18 protein-coding genes are annotated in these 21,131 nt (G+C 40.6%); 7 read left to right on the top strand and 11 right to left on the bottom strand.

The genetic code is table 11. The features are described 5' to 3' along the window. Positions 1 to 252 precede the first annotated feature (252 nt). The 4 genes from HMPREF9071_RS03000 to HMPREF9071_RS02985 all read left to right on the top strand — a co-directional run bounded on the left by HMPREF9071_RS03000 (position 253) and on the right by HMPREF9071_RS02985 (position 4,054). Complete coding sequence (locus HMPREF9071_RS03000) at positions 253 to 1,845, top strand: glycoside hydrolase (RefSeq protein ID WP_009745084.1); 1,593 nt, start codon at positions 253 to 255, stop codon at positions 1,843 to 1,845. A 62-nt stretch (positions 1,846 to 1,907) separates the two neighbouring features. Beyond that, the gene (locus HMPREF9071_RS02995) at positions 1,908 to 2,732 is read left to right on the top strand and encodes a leucine-rich repeat domain-containing protein (protein WP_040357956.1); all 825 of its coding nucleotides are present in this window, start codon (positions 1,908 to 1,910) and stop codon (positions 2,730 to 2,732) included. Positions 2,733 to 2,750: 18 nt separating this feature from the next. Continuing rightward, complete coding sequence (locus HMPREF9071_RS02990) at positions 2,751 to 3,566, top strand: leucine-rich repeat domain-containing protein (RefSeq protein ID WP_009745082.1); 816 nt, start codon at positions 2,751 to 2,753, stop codon at positions 3,564 to 3,566. Positions 3,567 to 3,598: 32 nt separating this feature from the next. Then, positions 3,599 to 4,054 (top strand): DUF302 domain-containing protein, encoded by a 456-nt coding sequence (locus HMPREF9071_RS02985; RefSeq protein WP_009745081.1) that lies wholly within the window; start codon positions 3,599 to 3,601, stop codon positions 4,052 to 4,054. A 162-nt stretch (positions 4,055 to 4,216) separates the two neighbouring features. On the opposite strand, the gene HMPREF9071_RS02980 is transcribed toward HMPREF9071_RS02985, so the two are convergent. Further along, a complete protein-coding gene (locus HMPREF9071_RS02980; protein WP_009745080.1) occupies positions 4,217 to 6,364 on the bottom strand; it encodes a S9 family peptidase in 2,148 nt (715 codons plus the stop codon). A 371-nt stretch (positions 6,365 to 6,735) separates the two neighbouring features. On the opposite strand from HMPREF9071_RS02980, the gene HMPREF9071_RS02975 reads away from it, so the two are divergent. Together HMPREF9071_RS02975 and HMPREF9071_RS02970 are read left to right on the top strand one after the other, a co-directional pair. After that, positions 6,736 to 7,281 carry a CopD family protein gene (locus HMPREF9071_RS02975; protein ID WP_009745078.1) on the top strand — a complete coding sequence of 182 codons (546 nt, stop codon included), beginning with the start codon at positions 6,736 to 6,738 and terminating at the stop codon, positions 7,279 to 7,281. A 16-nt stretch (positions 7,282 to 7,297) separates the two neighbouring features. Next, a complete protein-coding gene (locus HMPREF9071_RS02970) occupies positions 7,298 to 8,290 on the top strand; it encodes an NAD(P)H-dependent glycerol-3-phosphate dehydrogenase (RefSeq protein ID WP_009745077.1) in 993 nt (330 codons plus the stop codon). A gap of 16 nt (positions 8,291 to 8,306) precedes the next feature. Here HMPREF9071_RS02970 and HMPREF9071_RS02965 read toward each other — a convergent pair whose 3' ends face one another. From HMPREF9071_RS02965 to HMPREF9071_RS02920, 10 genes are all read right to left on the bottom strand, one after another. Further along, positions 8,307 to 9,659, bottom strand: coding sequence for a TolC family protein (locus tag HMPREF9071_RS02965; RefSeq protein ID WP_009745076.1), 1,353 nt, complete (start codon positions 9,657 to 9,659; stop codon positions 8,307 to 8,309). 57 nt (positions 9,660 to 9,716) lie between these two features. Continuing rightward, the gene (locus tag HMPREF9071_RS02960) at positions 9,717 to 10,328 is read right to left on the bottom strand and encodes a TetR/AcrR family transcriptional regulator (protein ID WP_009745075.1); all 612 of its coding nucleotides are present in this window, start codon (positions 10,326 to 10,328) and stop codon (positions 9,717 to 9,719) included. A gap of 972 nt (positions 10,329 to 11,300) precedes the next feature. After that, positions 11,301 to 12,245: a phospholipase A gene (locus tag HMPREF9071_RS02955; protein WP_009745074.1), complete on the bottom strand. Its 945-nt coding sequence runs from the start codon at positions 12,243 to 12,245 to the stop codon at positions 11,301 to 11,303. A 40-nt stretch (positions 12,246 to 12,285) separates the two neighbouring features. After that, positions 12,286 to 12,717 carry a dUTP diphosphatase gene (gene dut / locus HMPREF9071_RS02950; protein ID WP_040357953.1) on the bottom strand — a complete coding sequence of 144 codons (432 nt, stop codon included), beginning with the start codon at positions 12,715 to 12,717 and terminating at the stop codon, positions 12,286 to 12,288. A gap of 230 nt (positions 12,718 to 12,947) precedes the next feature. Further along, complete coding sequence (locus tag HMPREF9071_RS02945; RefSeq protein WP_009745072.1) at positions 12,948 to 14,372, bottom strand: lipopolysaccharide biosynthesis protein; 1,425 nt, start codon at positions 14,370 to 14,372, stop codon at positions 12,948 to 12,950. Between the two features lie 435 nt (positions 14,373 to 14,807). Next, the gene (locus HMPREF9071_RS02940) at positions 14,808 to 15,437 is read right to left on the bottom strand and encodes a porin family protein (protein WP_009745071.1); all 630 of its coding nucleotides are present in this window, start codon (positions 15,435 to 15,437) and stop codon (positions 14,808 to 14,810) included. A gap of 192 nt (positions 15,438 to 15,629) precedes the next feature. After that, positions 15,630 to 16,649, bottom strand: coding sequence for a TlpA disulfide reductase family protein (locus HMPREF9071_RS02935; protein WP_009745070.1), 1,020 nt, complete (start codon positions 16,647 to 16,649; stop codon positions 15,630 to 15,632). Between the two features lie 205 nt (positions 16,650 to 16,854). Then, complete coding sequence (locus HMPREF9071_RS02930; protein ID WP_009745069.1) at positions 16,855 to 17,289, bottom strand: hypothetical protein; 435 nt, start codon at positions 17,287 to 17,289, stop codon at positions 16,855 to 16,857. A gap of 432 nt (positions 17,290 to 17,721) precedes the next feature. Next, positions 17,722 to 18,825 (bottom strand): OmpA family protein, encoded by a 1,104-nt coding sequence (locus tag HMPREF9071_RS02925; protein ID WP_040358214.1) that lies wholly within the window; start codon positions 18,823 to 18,825, stop codon positions 17,722 to 17,724. A gap of 26 nt (positions 18,826 to 18,851) precedes the next feature. Further along, entirely contained in the window at positions 18,852 to 20,135 is a 1,284-nt protein-coding gene (locus HMPREF9071_RS02920; protein WP_009745067.1) for a leucine-rich repeat protein, read from the bottom strand. 523 nt (positions 20,136 to 20,658) lie between these two features. On the opposite strand from HMPREF9071_RS02920, the gene HMPREF9071_RS02915 reads away from it, so the two are divergent. Continuing rightward, a partial coding sequence (locus HMPREF9071_RS02915) for a DUF6291 domain-containing protein (protein WP_253908251.1) occupies positions 20,659 to 21,131 on the top strand: 473 nt, incomplete at its 3' end.

Here is a 21,131-nt window from a genome sequence, read left to right as displayed (position 1 = left end):
AATGAAAAATGAATAGTATAGCCAGCGAGTGCTCACAGCTGGGTATGTGGGTGGAAAGTGAAAAATGAATAGTGAAAAATGAAAAATGAATAGTATAGCCAGCGAGTGCCCACAGCTGGGTATGTGGGTGAAAAGTGAAAAGTGATTAATGGCTGAAAGAGGTTTGTTAATCTTATCATTCATTATCCAACATTCGTAATTATTTACTATTTTTGCACTTTCAAACAAAAACATTCTAAAAATTCACTTGTAATGAAAAAAATTTATGCTTTATGCTTCTTATTCCTTGCTATGGCATGCAAGAAAGATGACCCCGAGGTGCTCCCCAAAAGCAGTGAGAAAGACATTCTTTCGTTTGTCATCACTGTAGCGGACAAGCCCTATACCGCTAAAATCAGCGGTACGACTATCACCACTGAACTTCCTGAGGACACGGACGTTACCGCCCTCATCCCCACTATTACCCTTTCCAAAGGTGCCACAATAAACCCCAATACAGGAGTAGCACAGAATTTCTCTAAGGAAGTCCGCTACACGGTAACCGCCGAAGATAAGAGTACCAAAACCTATAAAGTAATGGTAACGGTAGAGAAAACCGAGCAACCACAGGTACCTATAGAGATAGAGCCTATCCCACAAGAGGCCACCAAAGGCAAAGCAGGTGGTGAGATAATTTCTTTCAATACTAATACCCTGCCGGTTAAGAAAGAACAAATCAAAGTGAAATTGGTCAACCGCAATGACCGTACCATTACTTACTCGCTAAAAGTACAAAAGATAGACAAAAAAGAAAGACGTATAGATGTAGCCTTACCCGCTACTTACAAGAATGGAGAATACCGCCTTGAAGCCACTTTTGATAAAGAAGAAGTTACAAGTGGATCCTTTGTCTTGGATAGTAGCATTCCTGCTTTGAGAGTCTTAGATATTAATCTTTTTGAAGGACCTGTTACCGTATTAGCAACTACTTCTCTACAGAAGTTTAACGCTTTGATCTACGCCAAAGAAGAATCCCTAGCAAAATATACGTATTACCTAAGAAAGAATGGGCAGGACTATCCCCTTGTGGTTACTTCTGCTTCCTCTTATAATGTTCATTTCTTAATGTTTGATACCCCTTCCACTCCACTGAATGGGGGCAAGGACTTTGATTTTGTTATCAAAGGTCAAGGGAAAGAATATGTGCTTCCCTTTGTAAATAGCGAAAAAGAACGCATAGAAGTAGTCGTAGCCCATGCTCCTGTGATTCGTACACTTTCCTCAACTACCCTAAAAACGGGGGATGAGCTAACGGTTACCGGAGAGAACTTTACTTATATGAGTGTTGGTCGTACTAATGGGGATTACCGACATTGTAGTTTGCTCCTGATGAAGGACGGAGCCGTAAAAGCGACCTTGGAGACTTACAATCACAGAGGCACCACCGCCACCTTTACCATTGATGATAGTGTCCCTTCAGGTACTTATAAGGTAGTATTCTCCTCACAGATTCGGCTAAAATCCGATCCTTTTTCGCAAGAGATTACCATAGAGAAAAAAGCGACTGCGCCCACCTCACGGCTAAAAGTTAGAGAGGCTGTGCTTTATGATAAGAATGCCAGCTGGCTTGCCAGACAAGTATTCGTTACTTTCACCGAAGAAATAAAGGATGCTCAGGTGAAAGCCCTTGTATTCCCCCAGCTAAGAATAGAGAATTTGTTATATTACCCTATTGCCGTAAGTTCCTCTGCCTTACAGGGGAATGATTACGAATATTTAGCCAATCATTTGCCTGAAGGCTATGTGCTCATAGAGGAAAATGGCAGGGAATACCAAGTAACCTTTTCATTGAAGAAAAAGAATTAGACAGGACAGGCAAATTAGGTAAGTTAAAGTGTAGTATTATGAATCCTTAAAATGCAACTATGATGAAAAAAGTCTTCTTCTTTCTCCTTATCGCTATGGTATTGGCAAGTTGCCGAAAGGAAGATAGCCATAGTGATATTCCCGCAAGCGACTACCGGCTAAGTGACGATGGACTTACACTCATCCGATGGAATAACCGCAATACCCCCCGCATAGATATGCAAGCCGATAGCAAACTGCGAGAGGTAAATACCATTGGCGAAGGTGCCTTCAAAGGCTGTGAGCATCTTAGAGCGGTAACCTTCTCTGACAATTTAAAAGAGATAGGAGCGGAAGCCTTTGCCGAGACTGACCTAAGTGAAGCGCTCCTGTTCAATTCTTATTCAAATGTAGTGTTAGGGGAGAAGGCCTTTTATCATTCCAAGATTAGAGAGGTGGTACTTCCCAAGACAAAAGCATTACCTAATCACATTTTCGCCAATTGTAAGCACTTGAAAGAAGTTACCTTTAAGGAGACAGGGCTTATAGGGGAGGGTGCTTTTTACGCTTGTGAAGCCCTTGAACAAGTGGATCTCACTCAGGCAGGTGTAAAAGGAATAGGGAAAGAAGCTTTTGCTAATTGCCAACGCTTAAAAAAGGTGCTTCTCTCGGTAACGATGAACTTAAAGCCTATAGGAGATAAAGCCTTTGCCCATTGTACTTCCTTAAAGCACCTCACCATTCTCGCTCTTTATCCTCCCTATTTTGAAGGAGACCCTTTCTTAGGTATTCCCAAAGCTACCTTTCCTAAAATATATGTACCAAGTAAGCCAGAGGATCTCATTGATACTTATAAAAGAGATCCTTACTGGAGGGCATTAGCCGATTATATTCAAGTTATTCCATAGCAATAGCCTCTTTGTAAAATGAGAAAAGTTTTATTATTCACCTCAATAGCAGTCGCCCTTATAAGTTGTTCCAAAAGCAATAGCGACCACCCCAACCCTGCGAAACCTAATCGCTCCACGGCGGATTATGAGCTTAGTGGCGATGGGCGTACGCTCATCCAATGGAAGAACCCCAATACTACAGTGCTTGATATGCAAGCCGATAGTGAGCTTCGGGAGGTCAATACGATTGCTCAGGGGGCTTTCAAGGAGCATAAGAACTTACAATCCATCACTTTCCCTAAGAACCTAAAAGAGATTGGAGCTAATGCCTTTGAAGAAGCTAACCTTAGTGGTGAGGTTCTCTTCAACACCGCAGCCATGGTTGATTTTGGAGAAAAGGCTTTCTTCAACACTCACCTTAAGAAAATAACCCTTCCTAATATACGTGTACTGCCTGATCGTGCTTTTTCTTCCTCCAATAATCTGGAAGAGATTCATTTTAATAAAATAAGCAAATTGGGCTTCGGAGCTATTAGTTGGAATTATATAAAGACCCTTCACTTAGAAGATACGGGACTTACAGAGATAGAGACCGTGGGTATTTCGGGTTCTTTAGAGATGGAAAGTGTTATCCTGCCTGCAACACTCACGGCTATAGGGTACGATGCTTTTTGGTATTGTAAAAAGCTAAAAACGGTAACTATCCATGCTGCAAACCCGCCTACCTTAGTAAACAACCCGTTTATAGCAGTCCCTTTAGAGAAGATTTATGTCCCTAAGGCTTCGGTAGAGAAGTACAAGCAAGCCCCTTTTTGGAGCCTCTTTGCCAGCAAGATTTACCCTAAACCCTGATAGAGATAACATTCATTTTATAATTGAGTCATATGAAGTTTTTATTTAGCTTATTATTATTTCCGCTCTTAGCGGTGGCGCAGCCTAAATATGGAGGTCCTATAACGCATATTGCTTTTCTCAGTTCCTATTCGTCCGAGCAGACAATAGCTACGCTTAAGAAGACCTTAGAACAAAAGGGAATTACTGTTTTTGCTACCATTGATCACCAAGCAGCCGCTAAAGCGGTAGGGGAAGAATTGTCGCCTATAACGTTGCTTATCGTAGGGAACCCTAAAGTAGGGACTGCTCTGATGCAGGAAGAACCTTTTATGGGAATTGAGCTACCCTTGAAAATCGTTGTTTATGAGCAAGATAAAAAAGTATGGGTAGGTTATAAGCCCATTGCTCCTATCGTGAAGGAATACCATTTAGAAAAGAGTAAGGGTATTGCTGAAAAAATAGACACCACCATGCAACAGTTAATAAGATTATCCATTGGCAATTAGGTTGTCGCACAATAGTAAAAATCCCTGTGCGGTAGTTCTGCATGGGGAGTTGTTAAGCGGATTAAAAAACACAAGGTGCATCCCATTAGGGATGAGTTAAAAAGGGTCTTAGCTTTGCCAGCTAAAACCCTTTATCATTATTGGTTTTTGGATACTTGTTTTTTATTTGTCTATTCCTATACATTTGAGGATAAAGGCGAATTCAAAGGCTGTATCCTTAATTCTACCGTAGCGACCTGTGGCACCTCCGTGTCCGGAATCCATGTCCATGTGTAGGATCAAGAGATTCTTATCGGTTTTAAGGGAGCGAAGCTTGGCTACATACTTAGCAGGTTCATGGAAGAGTACTTGAGAGTCATTAAGCCCGCCTGTTACGAGCATATTAGGGTAGTTTTGTGCTTTAATGTTATCATAAGGGGAGTAGGAAAGCATATAGCGGAAATATTCTTCCTCATTGGGATTTCCCCATTCCTCATATTCACCGGTGGTAAGGGGGAGCGTATCATCCAGCATGGTAGTTACCACATCCACGAAAGGCACATGTGCCACCACGGTATGGTATAGGTCAGGGCGCATATTGGTTACGGCTCCCATGAGCAAGCCTCCTGCAGATCCTCCTGCGATAGCTAACTTGTCGGAAGAAGTATACTTGTCATTGATAAGCAACTCACTGCAGGCAATAAAGTCGGTAAAGGTATTTTTCTTATGGAGGAGCTTTCCATCTTCGTACCATTGTTCCCCTAAGTCACTCCCTCCACGTATTTGAGCGATAGCAAAGACAAAGCCTCTGTCAATAAGGCTATAATAGGAAGTGCTGAAATACACTCTGGAGTTACTACCATAGCTTCCATAAGAATACAAGAGTGCAGGGGCGGATCCGTCTCGCTTAAGACCTTTTTTGTACACCACTGCCATAGGGACTTTCACGCCATCAGGGGCGGTAGCCCATAGTCGTTCCACGGTATAATCGTCAGGATTGAATCCTGAGGGCACCTCTTGTTCTTTGAGTTTGTTGCTTTTTCCTTCAGCTATTTCATATTCATAAAGGGTAGTAGGACGGTTCAATGAAGTGTATGAATAGCGGAAAGAAGGGGAGTCATACATAGGATTTTCTTTCAAAGAGACAGAGTATACAGGTTCAGGGAAGGAGACTACGCGTTTTTCCCCTTCTGCCACAGGGAGTGCTTCTAACTGAGTAAGCCCATTTTTGCGCAAGGACACCACTACATAATCCTTCAGTACATCAATTCCCTCAATACGTGTGTTGGGATCATGAGCAAGGAACTCTTTCCAAAGAGTACGGTCAGTATATCCTACCAAAGGTAGTTTGTACATTTCTCCATTGAGATGCTTATCATCCTTATAACGAAGGAAGAAATAATCCTTATGTGGGTATACGGCATATTCCACTCCTTGGGTACGCGGCAAGAAGACTTTCAGCGGCTGGGTAGGGTTATCTGCAGAGAGATAACGTGTTTCAGAGGTAGAGGAACTTCCATTGAACACCCATATATGCCTTTTGAGCTTATCGGCAGAGACATAAGTAGAGAAACGAGCATCATCCTCTTGGTAAAGAAGCACGGAGTTAGGGGCATCCAATGCTTGACGATGAATCTGGTGGGAGCGTAAGGACTTATCAATAGTACTATAGAAGAGGGTCTTGCTATCATTTGCCCAAGCAACGGAAGCAACTCCCTCCACACGGAAGTTGATATCGCTACCGGTGGAAAGGTCTCTGACTTTCAAGGTATATTCCGCATAGGAGCCTGTTTCATTATACAGATAAGCGGCTTTTTGATTATCTGGACTAATGAAATACCCTTCAAAGATGAAGGCATTTTTTCCTTCAGCCATCTGGTTCACATCAAAGAAGACTTCTTCAGGGGCTTCCATGGATCCTTTTCGGCGGCAATAGGTAAGATACTGTTTTCCTTTTTCGCTACGGTTGTAGTAGTAGTAACCATTGTCAAAGGTAGGATAAGTTTGGTCATCTTCCTTAATGCGTCCGAGAATCTCATTATAGATGGTCTCTTGCAGTTTTTTGGTAGAAGCCATTACTGTATCAGTATAAGCATTTTCTGCTTTAAGGTATTCTATGACTTTAGGATTGGTTTTGTCCTTAAGCCAGTAATAAGGGTCGGTGCGCTTTTCCCCGAAATTCTCAAAGGTTTCAGGGATTTGCTCAGCTACGGGAGCAGGAGGAAATTGGTCTTGATTGAAAGGGGTTGTTTTTTCCTCCTTCGTAGTGTGACAGGAAGTGATTGCGATGGCTATAGCTACCAAAGGCAATGCAATATTCATTCTTCTCATATATATATAATTAATAATTAAAGCCCGATTTGTATGAAATATGGACGTCTCTGCTACAGAATTTTAAAATATTAGTATATCATTCCGCTTATAGAGGCAATTTCACTATTCTTATTCTGTGAAAGTATATGTAAAGAACAACATTTCAGCGATTTATAGGTACAAATATACGTTTTTTTTGCAAATAGAAATCCTTTTTAATCACTATTTTTATCAGGGGTTCGTTCTGTAGGCAAAACAGCAAGAAAGTGAGAAATATTTTGTATATTTGCATTTTGCTTCTCTCTCCAAGAGGGGAGGGATGCTAAAGTATCCTTTATCCTTATAAAGAAAGGTGAGAGAGAAGAACTAATTTGTTAATTATTAGAGAGATGTATTTTATTATCAAGTCATTACATATCATCTTTGTGGTGAGTTATTTTGCGGGATTGTTCTACATAGTGAGGTTGCTCATCTACCACACAGAAGCCTTAAAGGGCAAGGAGGGGACAGAGCGAGCGGTGCTGCATCGCCAATATTGTTTTATGGAGGAGCGCCTATGGAACATCATCACGATACCCGCCTTAGTGATTGTGATCATCACAGGAATATACCTGTTATGGGAGATGCAATGGATGTTTTTATTTCAAGGCTGGATGCACATTAAGCTCTTTGGTGTAGGAGTGCTCCTTCTCTATCATTACTGGACATGGCGCACCCTCAAGGAGTTACAGCAAGGAGAGGTTCGCTACCGTTCGGTAAGCCTACGTATGACAAATGAGGTGGCTACGCTGCTGCTCTTTGGCATTGTCTTTGCGGTGGTGCTCAAGGATCTTTTCCTCAGATATTGGTGGGCAACCCTCTTGAGCTTTGTGGCAATGGGAGTGCTGATTATGGGGGTGGTAAAAGTGGTGAATAGAAATAAGAAACAATATTAATGATTGCTATTTACTTATGAAAAAATATGCAGTATTAGGGGGAGGTAGTTGGGCGACGGCTATCGTAAAAATCCTCACCGAGAGCCTACCACAGGTTACTTGGTACATGCGCAATGAGCGTGCCATAGAGCACATTAAGCAATATAAGCACAATCCTAACTACCTTTCCTCAGTGGAGCTCCATACCGATAAGCTTCATTTAACACACCAGATTAATGAAGCGGTGGATGAGGCGGACTATGTGATTCTGGTAATTCCCTCCGCCTTCTTGGTAGGGGAGCTGGAAGCCCTTGAGGTATCGCTCAAGGACAAGGTTATCTTCTCGGCGATCAAGGGGATCGTTCCTCAAACGGGCTTGGTGGTGGGAGAGCATCTGATTGAGAAATATGGACTGAACCCGATGAACATTGGGGTTATCACCGGACCTTGCCACGCGGAAGAAGTTGCCTTAGAGCGGCTTTCCTACCTTACCGTTGCCTGTGAAGACCTTACAAAAGCGGAGGAAATGGCTTCTGCCCTGCGATGTTCCTTCATACGTACCAAAATCAGCGAGGACATCATTGGGGTAGAATATGGGGCAATGCTCAAGAATATCTATGCGATCGCTGCAGGGATTGCTCATGGACTTGGCTATGGGGATAACTTCCAGAGTGTACTGATGAGCAACGCCATACGGGAGATGGAGCGTTATGTGGATGCTATACACCCCATCACCCGTGATGTGAACCAATCGGCTTACTTAGGCGACTTACTGGTTACAGGCTACTCGGCATTCAGCCGTAACCGTATGTTCGGCAACATGATAGGTAAGGGCTATTCGGTCAAGAGCGCTTTTATGGAGATGAGTATGGTTGCCGAGGGGTACTATGCGGTAGAGAATGCTTATAAGATTAACCAACGCCAAGCCCTACCCGCCTATACCCCTATCCTTGATGCCGTGTACCAGGTGCTTTATCAGCACAAGAACACACGGGAAACCTTCAGACTCCTCACGGAAAAGATAGACTAATATTAATGATGAATGACTATTTGAGGGTGCTTAGTTCTCCTTTGGCTTTAAGCAGTTCTATCTCGGCGAGTTTGAAGGAGAGCAATGCATTGGTATAGCTATTCTTAGCATCGGAGAGGGCACGTTCGGACTCGAGCAAGTCATTAAGGGAAGCCAATCCTTGGTGATAGTTATTCTGGGTATTGGTAAGTACCTCTTGAGCGAGCTTAACATTTTCCTTTTGGGTATCAATGGTCAAGAGGTTATTGGTAAGCTGTGTTTGTGCGTTCTCATAAGCTAAATCCATAGCCAAGCGTGTATCCTTAAGAGTTTCATTAAGGGCATCTACTTCTATTAGCGCCTGGTGTATCTTAGCTTTGGTTCCGAATCCTGAGAAGATAGGGATACTTAGTCCCAAAGAGATTGCGGAATAATCCGCCCAATATACCTTATTTTTTTCTCCATAGATTAGGGGCATTTTAGGTCCCATTCCTAGATATCCATAGGATCCCATTAGGGCGAGGGTAGGAAAGAGTCCTGCTTGTTCGGCTCGGGTATTGAGGGATAAGAGTTCTTTTTGCTTTTCAAGTACCTGAAGTTCGATACGCTTTGAGGCATCTCCTTTTTCAAAAGCGAGCTGGTAGGTTGCCTTGAAGGCATCCTTAGGAAGGTTTATAGGCTCAGTGATGGGCATCCCAATCATGTACTTAAGGGCATGTTCGGAGAGCTGCACCCCGCTAAGGGCTTGCTGTTGGGCAGATTTAAGGTTATTGAGGGTAACGGTTACACGGTCTAAGTCAATCTTCCTTGCCAGTCCTGCCTCAAAGGAGCCCCTAACCACCTCAGCAGTTTGCTCGGTAAGGGATAGGTTACTCTGCACGTTCTCCAGCACTTGGCGAGCCTGATACACCTGCCAATAGGCTTGTGCCACCTTCTCAATAACATCGTTCTGCGTAAGTTGTTCGTTAAGGATATAGAACTCACGGGTAGTACGAGCTGCCTTAAGTCCCATGAACACACTTTGGTTAAAGAGCATTTGGGTGAGCTTAAGTTCGGCTGAGGAAGACCATTTCTGTCCCAACTCCATTTTAAGGACACCTTCACGAGGAGGCATACCAGGGATCGCAAAGGTGGAGGCATCTATATAGGTAGCCTGCAACTTAGGATTATAGGTAAGGGAGCCCGTAGCGGAGAGGTTGGGCAGTGCATGAGCACGTACCTCTTGGATTTTGTATTCACTCTTCTTAATCTCAAGACGTGCTTTCTGAGCATCGGCTTTGTGCTGCAAGGCATACTGTATAGCTTGAGAGAGGGTAAGCTCCCTCTGTTGACCCCAGAGGGAAGCTACACAGGTGAAAATGGTCACTATGACAATAAAGAATCTATTCATTTGTTTTTAATTTAAATATATTATCATGAGTAATGAAGGTTATTTATTAATCCTTCATCATTGGTTATTTTTTATTTTCTGAAGAACTCTTTCGAGTTCCTTAAGTCCTTTTTCGTTAACGACAATTCTAAAGAAATACTCCAGGAGGGTATAGATCGTCTCCCAGAAGGCAAAATCACGTTCAGGAAAAGTATCCAGAAGGTTTCGTAAGTGCTGAACACCGATGTAAAAGGTCTTAAAGAAGGGGACATTAATCTCCTCTCTGAAGAGTCCTTCCTGCCAACCTTTTTTTAAGAGTAAATCCAAGAAGCGCTCGTCACATTTAATGGATTCACTATTGAGTCGTTCATAAGCTTTTGGGAAGTACCTCTGTAGTTCCCAGATAGGTCGTGCAGAGTTGATATTAAAGAAGTTCTGTACTTGCTTTTGGTTATGAAATACGTTCTCAATAACAGACCCCTCCCCTTCTACGAAGGACTCTACTCCTTGGAAAGGACCCTCAATGACATAGTCCAAGCAAGCTTCTACCAATTCATTTTTGGAGGAGAAATGCTCATAAAGGGTTTTCTTGGAGATCCCCAAGTTATGAGAGAGGTCATCCATGGTAAAGGTTTTGAAGCCATATTGCGTAAAATACTTTAAGGCTCTAGGGATAATTTCTTCTTTCATATAAAAACCATTGAACAGTGAATAGTTAAAAATTTTTCGTTTTTCACTTTTCGTTTTTCGCTTATTAGCGGGTGCAAAGATAAGGTAAAAAACTTAATAAACAAAAAAAGTTTCCAACTTTTTATTTATTTTTTAATTAGGGAGGGTTCCGCTCGGAAAAAGAAAAAGGAGCTATAAAGCTCCTTTAGATGAAAAAATGCACTTAATAGTTATTAAAGATTCTCTTTTGTGAAAGATATAGTAGTTTAGTTCTAAGGATAATAGTCTTTTATAAATAATCTGTATAATTGATTTGTCTGTTTAGTTTTTTTCTGTCTCAAATCACGAAAGACCTGTTATTACAATACACAAAAGAACAAAATTTAAGAACATAAAGGGGCAGCATAAGTGCCTACTGCCTGTCGGTATTATTGGTTTTTGGTTAAATCAAGGATTGCCTGTTGTTTCAGAGAGTGAAGCCTAAGCCTAAAGGCTTAGATCCTCAGCTCTAAAATAAAAACACAAAAAATCTAATTACTATATAAGAGATGATGAAAAATACTTCTCTCAAACATCAAAAAGTGCGATAAACTTCCCTGAGTAGGCTTATTTTTTTCAAGTAAGCACTAAGCACCTTTTCTATGGACAAAGTGCTTAGTCCCTACTGTACAAAATAAAAAACGCAAAAAAATCTAAACACTTATATTAAAAATCTATCAGAGTGAAAAAGAACTAATACTTTTTTTGATTTTTCAATCAATCATAAACTTTTGTATCTCTTTCATTTCTGGTGCAAAGATATAGCTTTTTTCGCTATTGTCAAGGGTTTTGTGGCTTTTCAGGCATGAAGTGTGTTTATTTTTACACGAACGGTAGGAATAGAATTGTTTTTAACAGTGAAAAACGTAGTTAAGTGAAAAGTAAAGTCGCGTGAGCGAGTATGTGGGTGAAAAATAAAAAAAGTTATTAATCATTAACCATTAATCATTATTCTTAGAGGCTTAAGAAGGTAAAGCCTATGCCGAATAGGGTCTGCTTATAATTATAGTCAATGAGGGAGTCTCCATATCCATGGGATGCCTGCAAGAGAATGCGCAGGTCATGACTCAGCGGATATATCCAACCGAGTTCCAGATATCCACGATTATTTTTGAAGTTCAAGTTATTACGTAGTCGCAGAGAGAATACATTTTTTCGGAAGGGGTATATGATCCCTAGCTCCATACGTCCTATATAGTTTTCTATCTCTGGGTTATCATCTTCTTTAGCTCTTTCAGTGAAGCGCTTCCACAGGCGGACATTCATCAGGGCGCTATTCCACTGGAATACTCCCATGAGGATAAAGCGGTTCCAGCTACGGGAGAGGGCAGCCTCCTTACCATTAGACTGATGATTGATGGAGAGTCCTGCCATTTTGACCTTAAAATTACCTGCCGAGAGGTTCATGGGGTAGGTGAAGATAAGCTCAGGCTCATAGTTGAGTTCGCGGAAGGGGCGAGAGAGCTTACCATTGTACATCTGCCAATAAGCTTGTTCGGTGAAGGCGACCCATACATCGCCTTTTCCAAAAGCATCCTGTAGGATTTTTGCCTTAAGACTCACCTGAAACTTGGCTTCTACATTTTGGTAATTGCGGCTTTCTGGGATGGGGCGGTCAGGGTTCAGGCTGATGGGTTGTTCAATAGGACGGGTATTATAGCGAAAGGGCATCACATACATAGGCAGGTAATCCACAAAGTGGAAGGTACCGCGCTGGTCTTGTGGTTCCAGTTCCCACATTCTTGCCAAAGCCCGCTCCACATCGGCATTACGACTATGGAAATCCGTAGGACTCATACGCTCCAAGGGAACTCCTGTAAGGGTATCCTTAATGACTTCCTCCTGTGCCAAAGCCATACCAAAGAGCAAAAAAAAGGTTATAAGAGAATATACTTTCATGTTATGAAAATCCTCCTTTGCACGAGGAAACGATTAAACATTATTTTCCGGTGCTTCCGTAGCCTCCTGTACCGCGTTGGGTTTGTGAAAGCTCTTCAGTAAGGGTGAAGGTTACCGTTTGGTGACTGGCGATGACCATTTGCGCAATACGATCGCCATCGTGAATAACGAAGTCCTCTTGGGAGAGGTTAATAAGTAATACACGAATCTCCCCACGATAGTCGGCATCAATGGTACCAGGGGTATTGAGCACCGTAATGCCATACTTAAGCGCCAAGCCACTACGTGGGCGTACTTGCGCCTCATAGCCAGCAGGGAGCTCCATATAGAGCCCTGTGGGAATTAGCTTACGCTCCATAGGATGAAGGGTAATAGGCTCAGAGAGAAAAGCACATAAGTCCATCCCTGCCGATTGAGGGGTTTGGTAAGCGGGCAGTGGATGCCCAGAGCGATTGATGATAAAAACGTTCATAAATAATGAATAGTTAAAAGTTAAAAGTGAACAGTGAATAGTGAATAGTGAATAGTGAATAATGAATAGTGAATAATGAACAGTTAAAAGTGAAGAATTTTTCACTTTTCGTTTTTCGTTTTTCACTTAACTACGTTTTTCACTTTTCGTTTTTCACTTAACTACGTTTTTCGTTTTAAAAAACTTTGGCAAAGATACAAAAATAATGATGAATGATTAATTTTTAATGATTAATTTTTCACTTTCCTTACTGCCAGACTGATATAGATAAAGAAGAAGGTCGTTCCCAGCAGCACATTTCTATCAAAGACATAGAAGTAAAGTAAGGAGAGGAGGGTAGCCAAGCCTAAGAATCCCAGAATACGCTTAAGGCGATAGGGTACTGGGTATTTTTTTTGTCCTATCCTCCAAGAGATGACCATCATACCTCCGTAAGCAAGGAAAGTAGCCACAGCAGCTCCCATATAGCCCCACAAGGGAATCAGCGTGAGATTGGCTACCACCGTAATTCCTCCTCCAAGGACTGAGATGAAAGCACCCCATGCCGTGCGGTCGGTAACCTTATACCATACCGAAATGCTGTGATAGAGTCCCAAACAGAGATTTGCCAAGAGCACGAAAGGCACTATCTTGAGCCCTTCCCAATAGGCACGATTAGGAATCAGCAACCACTTGAGTTGGTCAATATATACACAAACGAACAGGAGAATACCACCGGCAAAGAGGGCAAAATATTCGGTAATTTTAGCGTAGGTGGCAGGTGCATTCTTATCCCCTGCTTTAGAGAAGAAAAAGGGCTCCACCCCCAGCTTATAAGCCGTGATGAAAAGGGTCATGAATACGCCCATTTTATAACAACCTGCATAGAGCCCTACCACACTATCTGCCTCATTCTCTGGATATAGCATACGGATAAAAATACGGTCAAAAGCCTCATTAATGGAGAAGGCTATCCCGGCTATCAGTACCGGAAAGGCATAACGGAACAGGCGCTTCCACAGCCCCACATCCCAGAGAAAACCTATCTTCCGGTAGAGAGGAAGCATATAGAGAAAGGTAAGCAAACTGGCAATAAGGTTGGCTATAAAAATATATTGTGTTTTATCCTGAATAAAAGCTCCTTGAGGCAGCCTATAGCCTCTACTCTCCAAGAAGGGAAAATAAAGGAGAAATAGAAGATTCAGTCCCAGATTAATCGTAACATTGCCCACCTTGATAAGGGAGTAATGAAGGGACTTACCCTCATTACGGTACCAAGCGAAGGGGATCGCCACCAGGGCATCTAAGGCAAGGATCCACACGGCATAACGAATATAAGCAGGAGGATAGTCTAACCAAATGGCAAGGGAGGGTGAGATAAGGAGTCCCAACACCAAAAAAGTTACCGAAGTTAAGGTAAGGGAAGTAAGGCAGGTAGCCGATACACGGGCAGGAGCTTGGTTAGTGTGCATAAAGCGGAAGAAAGCCGTTTCCATGCCATAGGTAAGCAGCACATTGCCCAGAATCATATAGGCAAAAAGCCCCTGATACACCCCATACTGTGCCTGAGTAAGGGTGCGGGCACTGGTATGCAGGGGAGTTAACACCAAGTTCAACACCCGCGGCATCACCGTGGCTAAGCCATATATGATAGTATGCTTAAAAAGACGATTCATCCATTCAAGGAAAAAACAGTGAAAAATGAACAGTGAATAGTGAATAATAAACAGTAAAGTCGCGTGAGCGAGTATGTGGGTAAACAGTGAACAGTTAAAAGTGAAGAATTTTTCACTTTTCGTTTTTCATTTAATTTGTTTTTCACTTAAAAAAGGATTGCCCAATCCCTCGTGAGATTAGGCAGCCTTACTTTTAATTTATAATTAAAAAAATAAAGAAAAAAATCCAATAAAATATAATAATTATTCTTTAGGTACCTCCACATCAGTGCCTTAATAACTGTAGGCAAAGGTACAAAAATAAGAAAAAGATAAAGAGAGGAAAAATAAAAAGTTATCAACAATTCAAAAAAAATGAAGAAGCTACCTTAAACATAAGGTAACTTCTTTTTCAAATATTAAAACACTATGAATTACAATAGAAATGATTGCTCCTTAGAACTTAACTCCCAATCCGAAGGAGAGTACACTGTTCTTAAAATCATTATCCCGACTGATGTTGGCATTTCTCAAAGAGGTATTGTTCTTATCAAAGGCGTTGGTAAGGGAATGGGTGTAACGTGCATTGAGGAACAGATGATCCGTCAGATGCAAGGCGAGTCCTGCGCCTACTGCAAAGTCAAAGGAAGCATAAGCATCCTTTTCCACCTTGGTGGAGCTAGTCTGGTTTCCTATTACATAGGACACTTCCGGCTTACCCACTAGGAATCCAAACTGAGGACCTGCCTCAAGAGTCAAGCGACCGAGATTCACCTGTGCCATGACGGGGACATTAAGGTAGTCAAACTTAAACTGTTTTTCGGAGCTTACTCCTGCAGCGGTATATTTCCATTTGGCTCCTTCACGTGAATAGAGCAGTTCAGGCTGAATAGAGAGTACATCCCCTAAGGGTAGGGTTAGAAAGAGTCCTCCATAGAAACCACTAAGTGCTTTTACATCCGATTCCTGTACAGTTTTTCCACTCAAGGAAGCATAATTATACCCAGCCTTTGCCCCTAAACTCTGTGCGACTCCTTGGGTGATTCCTGCGATAGCAACCACTATCATTAATGCGAATTTTTTCATCTTTTTGCGTTTTAGTAATCAACAATAATTAATAACCAACGATTAATTATTCTCAATTGATTTGTTAATTCACTATGTAAAGTACAAAAACCGTGCCAAAAAAGTGAACAATGAAAAATGAAAAGTGAATAGTAAAGTCGCATGAGCGAGTATGTGGGTGAAAAATAATCATTAATCACTAACCATTAATCATTATTTTTTCATTTCTTTTTCCAAATCTTCCACGTGTATGGAGCGTGCTATAATGAACCCTCTCTCATCCAAGAGGAAGGAGGTAGGAATCCAACGAAGGGCATAAGTGGTGGCAGCATCGGACTTCCAAGCACCTTTGGCTAATGCCTGAGACCAAGTCAGCTGATCTTTTTTGATAGCTTTTTGCCACTGGTCAAGGTTGTCATCTAAGGAGATACTAAGGAATTCCACTCCTTTGTTTTTATAGGTTTTGTAGAGTTGTACAAGTTTAGGGCTTGCCTGTCGGCAGTCAGGGCACCATGATGCCCAAAAGTCAATCAGAAGCTTCTTTCCTCGGAAGTCTCTCAGGGAAATCTTTCTGCCTTGTGCATCCTGAAGGTCTACCTGAGGCGCCTCCATACCCGGTTGTATCTTGCTCAGGTGGTCAATGAAGGCATCGAGTTCCTGTATATAGGGATTCGTGTTTAAAGAGGGGTCAAGAGCTTTTCGCATCTGCAAAAGTTCAGGATATTCATAAAGGGAAGCACGTCGGGCAAGGAAATAAGCCAGTGCAGGAGAGTCAGGTGCCTCCTTAATTTCCTTAGGTAAGTCCAGCATATCGTGAGCTGCCATACGGTTATAGCGTTCAAAGAGCTGTCCTTGTTCGCTGGCATGGAGATAGTTAAAGTTCCAATCTGGATTGAGTTCTAAGGAGATATGAGTATTCTCTAAGTAGAGATGTGCCCGCCCTCCGGTACCATTGAGACGTAGGGCATAGATATAGGGCGTTTCTGCCTTACCTTCAAAGCGGAAGTATCCTTGCTCATCAAGTGCCGTGGAGTCCACCGGCAGGTAAGATCTGTTCTTATATTCATATAGGAAAACCCTCGCTCCTTCCCTTACGGGTGCTTTTCCTTCAATGACATAATGGTCGCTCAAGGAGACTTGTTCTCCTTCAGGGAGCGAAGCAACTTTCTCTTTAGGAGCCTGCTGGCAGGCTCCCAAAAGAAGTCCCCACCCTATTATAAAAAATCTATTCATAGTGATCAATAATTAATGATTAATGATTAATAACTCATTATTCTTAATTGATTTATTAATTCACTATACAAATCACAAAAATCATACCAAAAAAGTGAATAGTGAACAGTAAAGTCGCGTGAGCGAGTATGTGGGTGAATAGTTAAAAGTTAAGAATTTTTCATTTTTCACTTTTCGTTTTTCACTTAACTATGTTCTTTACTTTTTAATTTTGTAATCTGATACTGATATGTCCTATCAGTCCATCATGATTACCTTTACCTTTGTACTCATCCTTTCTGACCACATCTTTCCCTTTAAGAATATAAAGGGTTAATACAGAGTTCTCCGTAGGTTTTATGGCACGAATGGTTACTTGGACAGAGCTTTCAATCTTATAATCTCCTTCCCACTCTGTTTTTCCATTCATTTTTGCCAGTGCAGGATCATTAGTAATATCCAAATCCCTTACTTTTTTTCCTAATTCAACATCAATGGTCATTTTACCATCCTTTAGTACACCTCCTCCTGTAATAACTGCCTTTATGGTATACGTACCTGGTGTAAGTACCCCTCCTTTTGAACTATCACTGTCGCTTTTAGAACAACCTGTGAAAATTCCCGCTAATACAACTAGCACTAAAATAAAATAATGTTTCATTTTTTTTCTTTTTAAGTTATTATATATTAATGATTTGTTTTTTTTCCAATGATTAGATAGTAAAAGACTCCTATTCAAAGGAGCCTCTTACAATAAAACAATAAAACAATAAAAACACTTTATTTATGAAAAAACACTTAATTATATCAAAATATTCACTTCCTTTTCATCTTAATAAAACAACTCCCAAAAGTTTTTGGGAGTTGTTTGTTTAACAATTAACTTAATTGAAACTCCTCAATTAAAAAGCAATTAAAAAAAATATTATGAAAAAAACTCTATTTTCTACGAAAAAACATTTTTTTATTAAGCGAGATTCTGTAAGTTGATCTCTTGTATTTTTATAAAAAAGCCCCCGAAGTATCCCTCAAGGGCTTCAGAAATCAAACACATTAAACAAAAAAATCAATAATGTTATGAAAAGATTTTATCTTATAATGTTTTTTCTACGTGTTGCTCATCAGGAATAACATTTATTTCCACACGGCGATTTATTTCACGTCCGCGTTCGGTATCGTTGCTTTCCAATGGGCGAGAGAGTCCGTAGCCTTTCGCTTCCAAGCGTTTCTTATTGATTCCTTTATTAACAAGATAGGCTCTAATGGCATCGGCACGTTCTTGAGAGAGTTGCAAGTTATGCTCTGGTGTTCCTGTATTATCCGTATGTCCTTCTATGACGAAATTAAAATCCTCATTCTCTTGCATAATTTTGGCAATATTATCCAGAATAAATTCTGCTTGGGTTTTCACAATAGCCTTATCAAGGTCAAAAAGAATAGTTTTCGCATAGAGATTAATTTCCTTAGTTACACGTATGGTACGAGCCTCACGTTCTTCGGGAGTTTCCACACGGGTAATCGGACGTGCCTTTGTAATACGCTTTCGTTCTTTCTTTATTTTGGGTAATCTCTCACGCTCTACATGGTCTACAATGGGTTCTTCAAGGGCTTTGAAAGGGAATTTAACTACCACACCTACTCCCAACTGAAAATAATCACTTCCTATTCCACCTTTGAGAGAAGGATGATAGCTGGTTTGTACATTTGCTCCTATCACATCCGTGAACCAGAAATTCGCTCCCACTCCTGCAATAAAGTTTACTTTGGTTTTACCTTCTATAGAGGAGATGCCCAGTCCCAATTGTGGATAAGGATCAAGCCAAGGGAGTCCTTCCCAGAGGCGATTCAGATGATAGCGAGCACGCACATCCGCTCCAAAAAATGATTTTCCAGTCACTTTAGTACTTGCCTCTCCACGAAAGTAATTTTCATCGCGAGTAATAGAGGCATAAGCAAATCCTACCTCTGTAGTAATCCCTTTTCTTAGGTATCGGGATGCTGCCAAACGGAAGCCTACATTCATATCTGGGTAACCAAACCAATCCTTTACCATACCTGTGAAATCGGTAGGTACACGCATATCAACCGTACTGACACCTGCGCCAATAAGCCAAGGACGATAATTATCTTGTGCAGATAATATTCTGCTACTAAGTATCACCACAAGGGCAATAAGGATATATTTTATCTTGTACATTTCAGTCTTTTTATTATTAAACAACATTATTCATAGCCCTCCACACCTCCTTTGAAAAGGGTTGTAATCCAAGGGAAACGTATTTTATAATCCTCAAGGGCTTGCTTGGGCACCAGCAATTTTGCTGTATTATTTTCTCCTATAATTTTATAGTTAGGATCTCCATAGGGAGGAAAATATGTTATTTGTCCCGGTGTAGTTACCTCAATACGAAGTTCCATTAGTGAATTCTCTGTACCTCTAAGAGTGTTGTCCCACATGTAGGTAAATTTTTTACCTAAAGTAAGATATTGTAGTGTAGAGGGAAGAGTTCCATGTATTTTTGTTATCTCAGGAAGAACAAGTTTTTTTATTTTTGTTCCTTTAAGAGCATCATGTTCTATTGTAGTTACCTTACCCGCTATGATTGTTTCCAGGTTAGAAGAATTCATGAAAGATGAAGATTGGATTGTTTCCATGTTATTCAAGTCTATCTTCGTAATTTTAGGATTATTCCACAAAAACTCTTGTTGTACAGAACTACTACCTCCACCATTATAAACACTCTTGACTGTATAAGGCACTTTAGGAGGGGTCCTACGTTCATCAAAGCTACGCTTAGTTACATAAATAGGATTGGAGAGGGCTACAAGAAAATAACCGTTACTTTCAGTTCTCCAGAATTTAGTAACTCTTTTAATCACTACCGTGCGTTCCTGATTTTTTTGGTTCTTAACCTTAAAAGTAATGGGCGTATTTTCATCATAATGATTCAGTGCCGTTACTCTTATTTTCTCTCCTATTACTTGTACTTGTACGCGGTCACGTGCATTCTCTGGCAATAGAGAGTTACTATCATAAGTGTAAGTACCTGCAGGAAGTTCAATTTCCACATATCCTGTGGATTTCTCTTCGGTTTTATCTCCATCAATATCTTCTATTGTGAAGATTCCGTTTTTCCAACCTGTATCACGCTCGTTTACCACTACATTTAGAGTAGCTTTTTTAGATCCTTCGGCAAGAAGTATCGGATATGTTCCAACAGATTTAGCCTTTATTTTCAAGCGTGCAGGGGCGGTGAGCTTACTCACAGTGATTCCTTCTCCTGAAGTTTCGGTAAAAGTAAAAGCATCTGTAGCACCATCAATAAGGACGGTGCGTTCTTCTTTCTCTACCATGTGTATAGTATGTGCAGCACCTTCACGAAAATAGATACTACTCTCAGTGCTGGGTCTTGGTTTTTCACCCACACCATCATCGCTTTGAGTATTACATCCTACCAGAGAAGTAATTATTGTGAAAGCTACAAAAGTGATCGTTCTTTTTCTCATATTTATTTAATTTGTTCCGAGTGCAAAATAACAACTTATTTTTAATAATTCGCAGTACTTTAATAAATATTTAATATTTTTAGTATCAAAAAAATATTTTTTTAGCTTAATCATTACTTTTATATAAATTCTTTTCAAGAAATTAGTTGTTCCACAAAAATATATTCTGACTTAAGACTCCTTATTTGTTAAACACAAAATACCAAGCAGTTATGAATAGTGAACAGTGAATAGTGAAAAGTGAATAGTGAATAGTGAATAGTGAATAGTGAATAGTGAATAGTGAATAGTGAAAAGTGAACAGTAAAGTCGCGGGAGCGAGTATGTGGGTGAAAAGTGAATAGTGAAGAATTTTTCGTTTTTCACTTTTCGTTTTTCATTTAATTTGTTTTTTACCTTTTATTTTTAACAATAATTTAGTAGTAATTAGACTTGACATTACTGCAAAAAAGATGTATTTTTGTAGTCAAATAATACAAATATATTGTAAAATGTTTCTTATTGATAATTAAATCGTATGCAGATGAAAAGAGATTCTTTCATTTTTTATGTGGACTGGCTCAATGTCATTGATGAGCTCCCTCAGGAAATCCAATTGGAAATCTACCAAGCCATCACCCGATACGCCATTAAGGGCGAGGTACATTCGCTCTCTCCCATGGCTAACATTGCTTTCGGATTCATCAGGCAGGCGCTGGATAGAGATATGAAAAAATACCAGCAGGCAAAAATAACCAACCAAGAAAAAGGTCGTATGGGCAACCTAAAGAGATGGCATAAAGAACTCTACCAAGAGGTACTCTCAGGAAAGCTCTCCTTAGAAGAAGCGGAAAATATCGCTCAAGAACAAAAAAAATCGCCCAGCGATGAAACAAATCGCTCTGCTAAAAATTCCTCGCTTAATGTAAATGCCAATGATGATGTAAATGAGAATAATAATGATAACGTAAATGAAAATAATAATGACAATATCAATGATTATGTCAATATAAATAT

It is taken from the genome of Capnocytophaga sp. oral taxon 338 str. F0234 (assembly GCF_000192225.1).
In the GTDB taxonomy this organism is placed as follows: domain Bacteria; phylum Bacteroidota; class Bacteroidia; order Flavobacteriales; family Flavobacteriaceae; genus Capnocytophaga.
The sequence above is the reverse complement of the archived record's forward strand: the minus strand, read 5'-3'. Positions and strand labels throughout refer to the sequence as shown.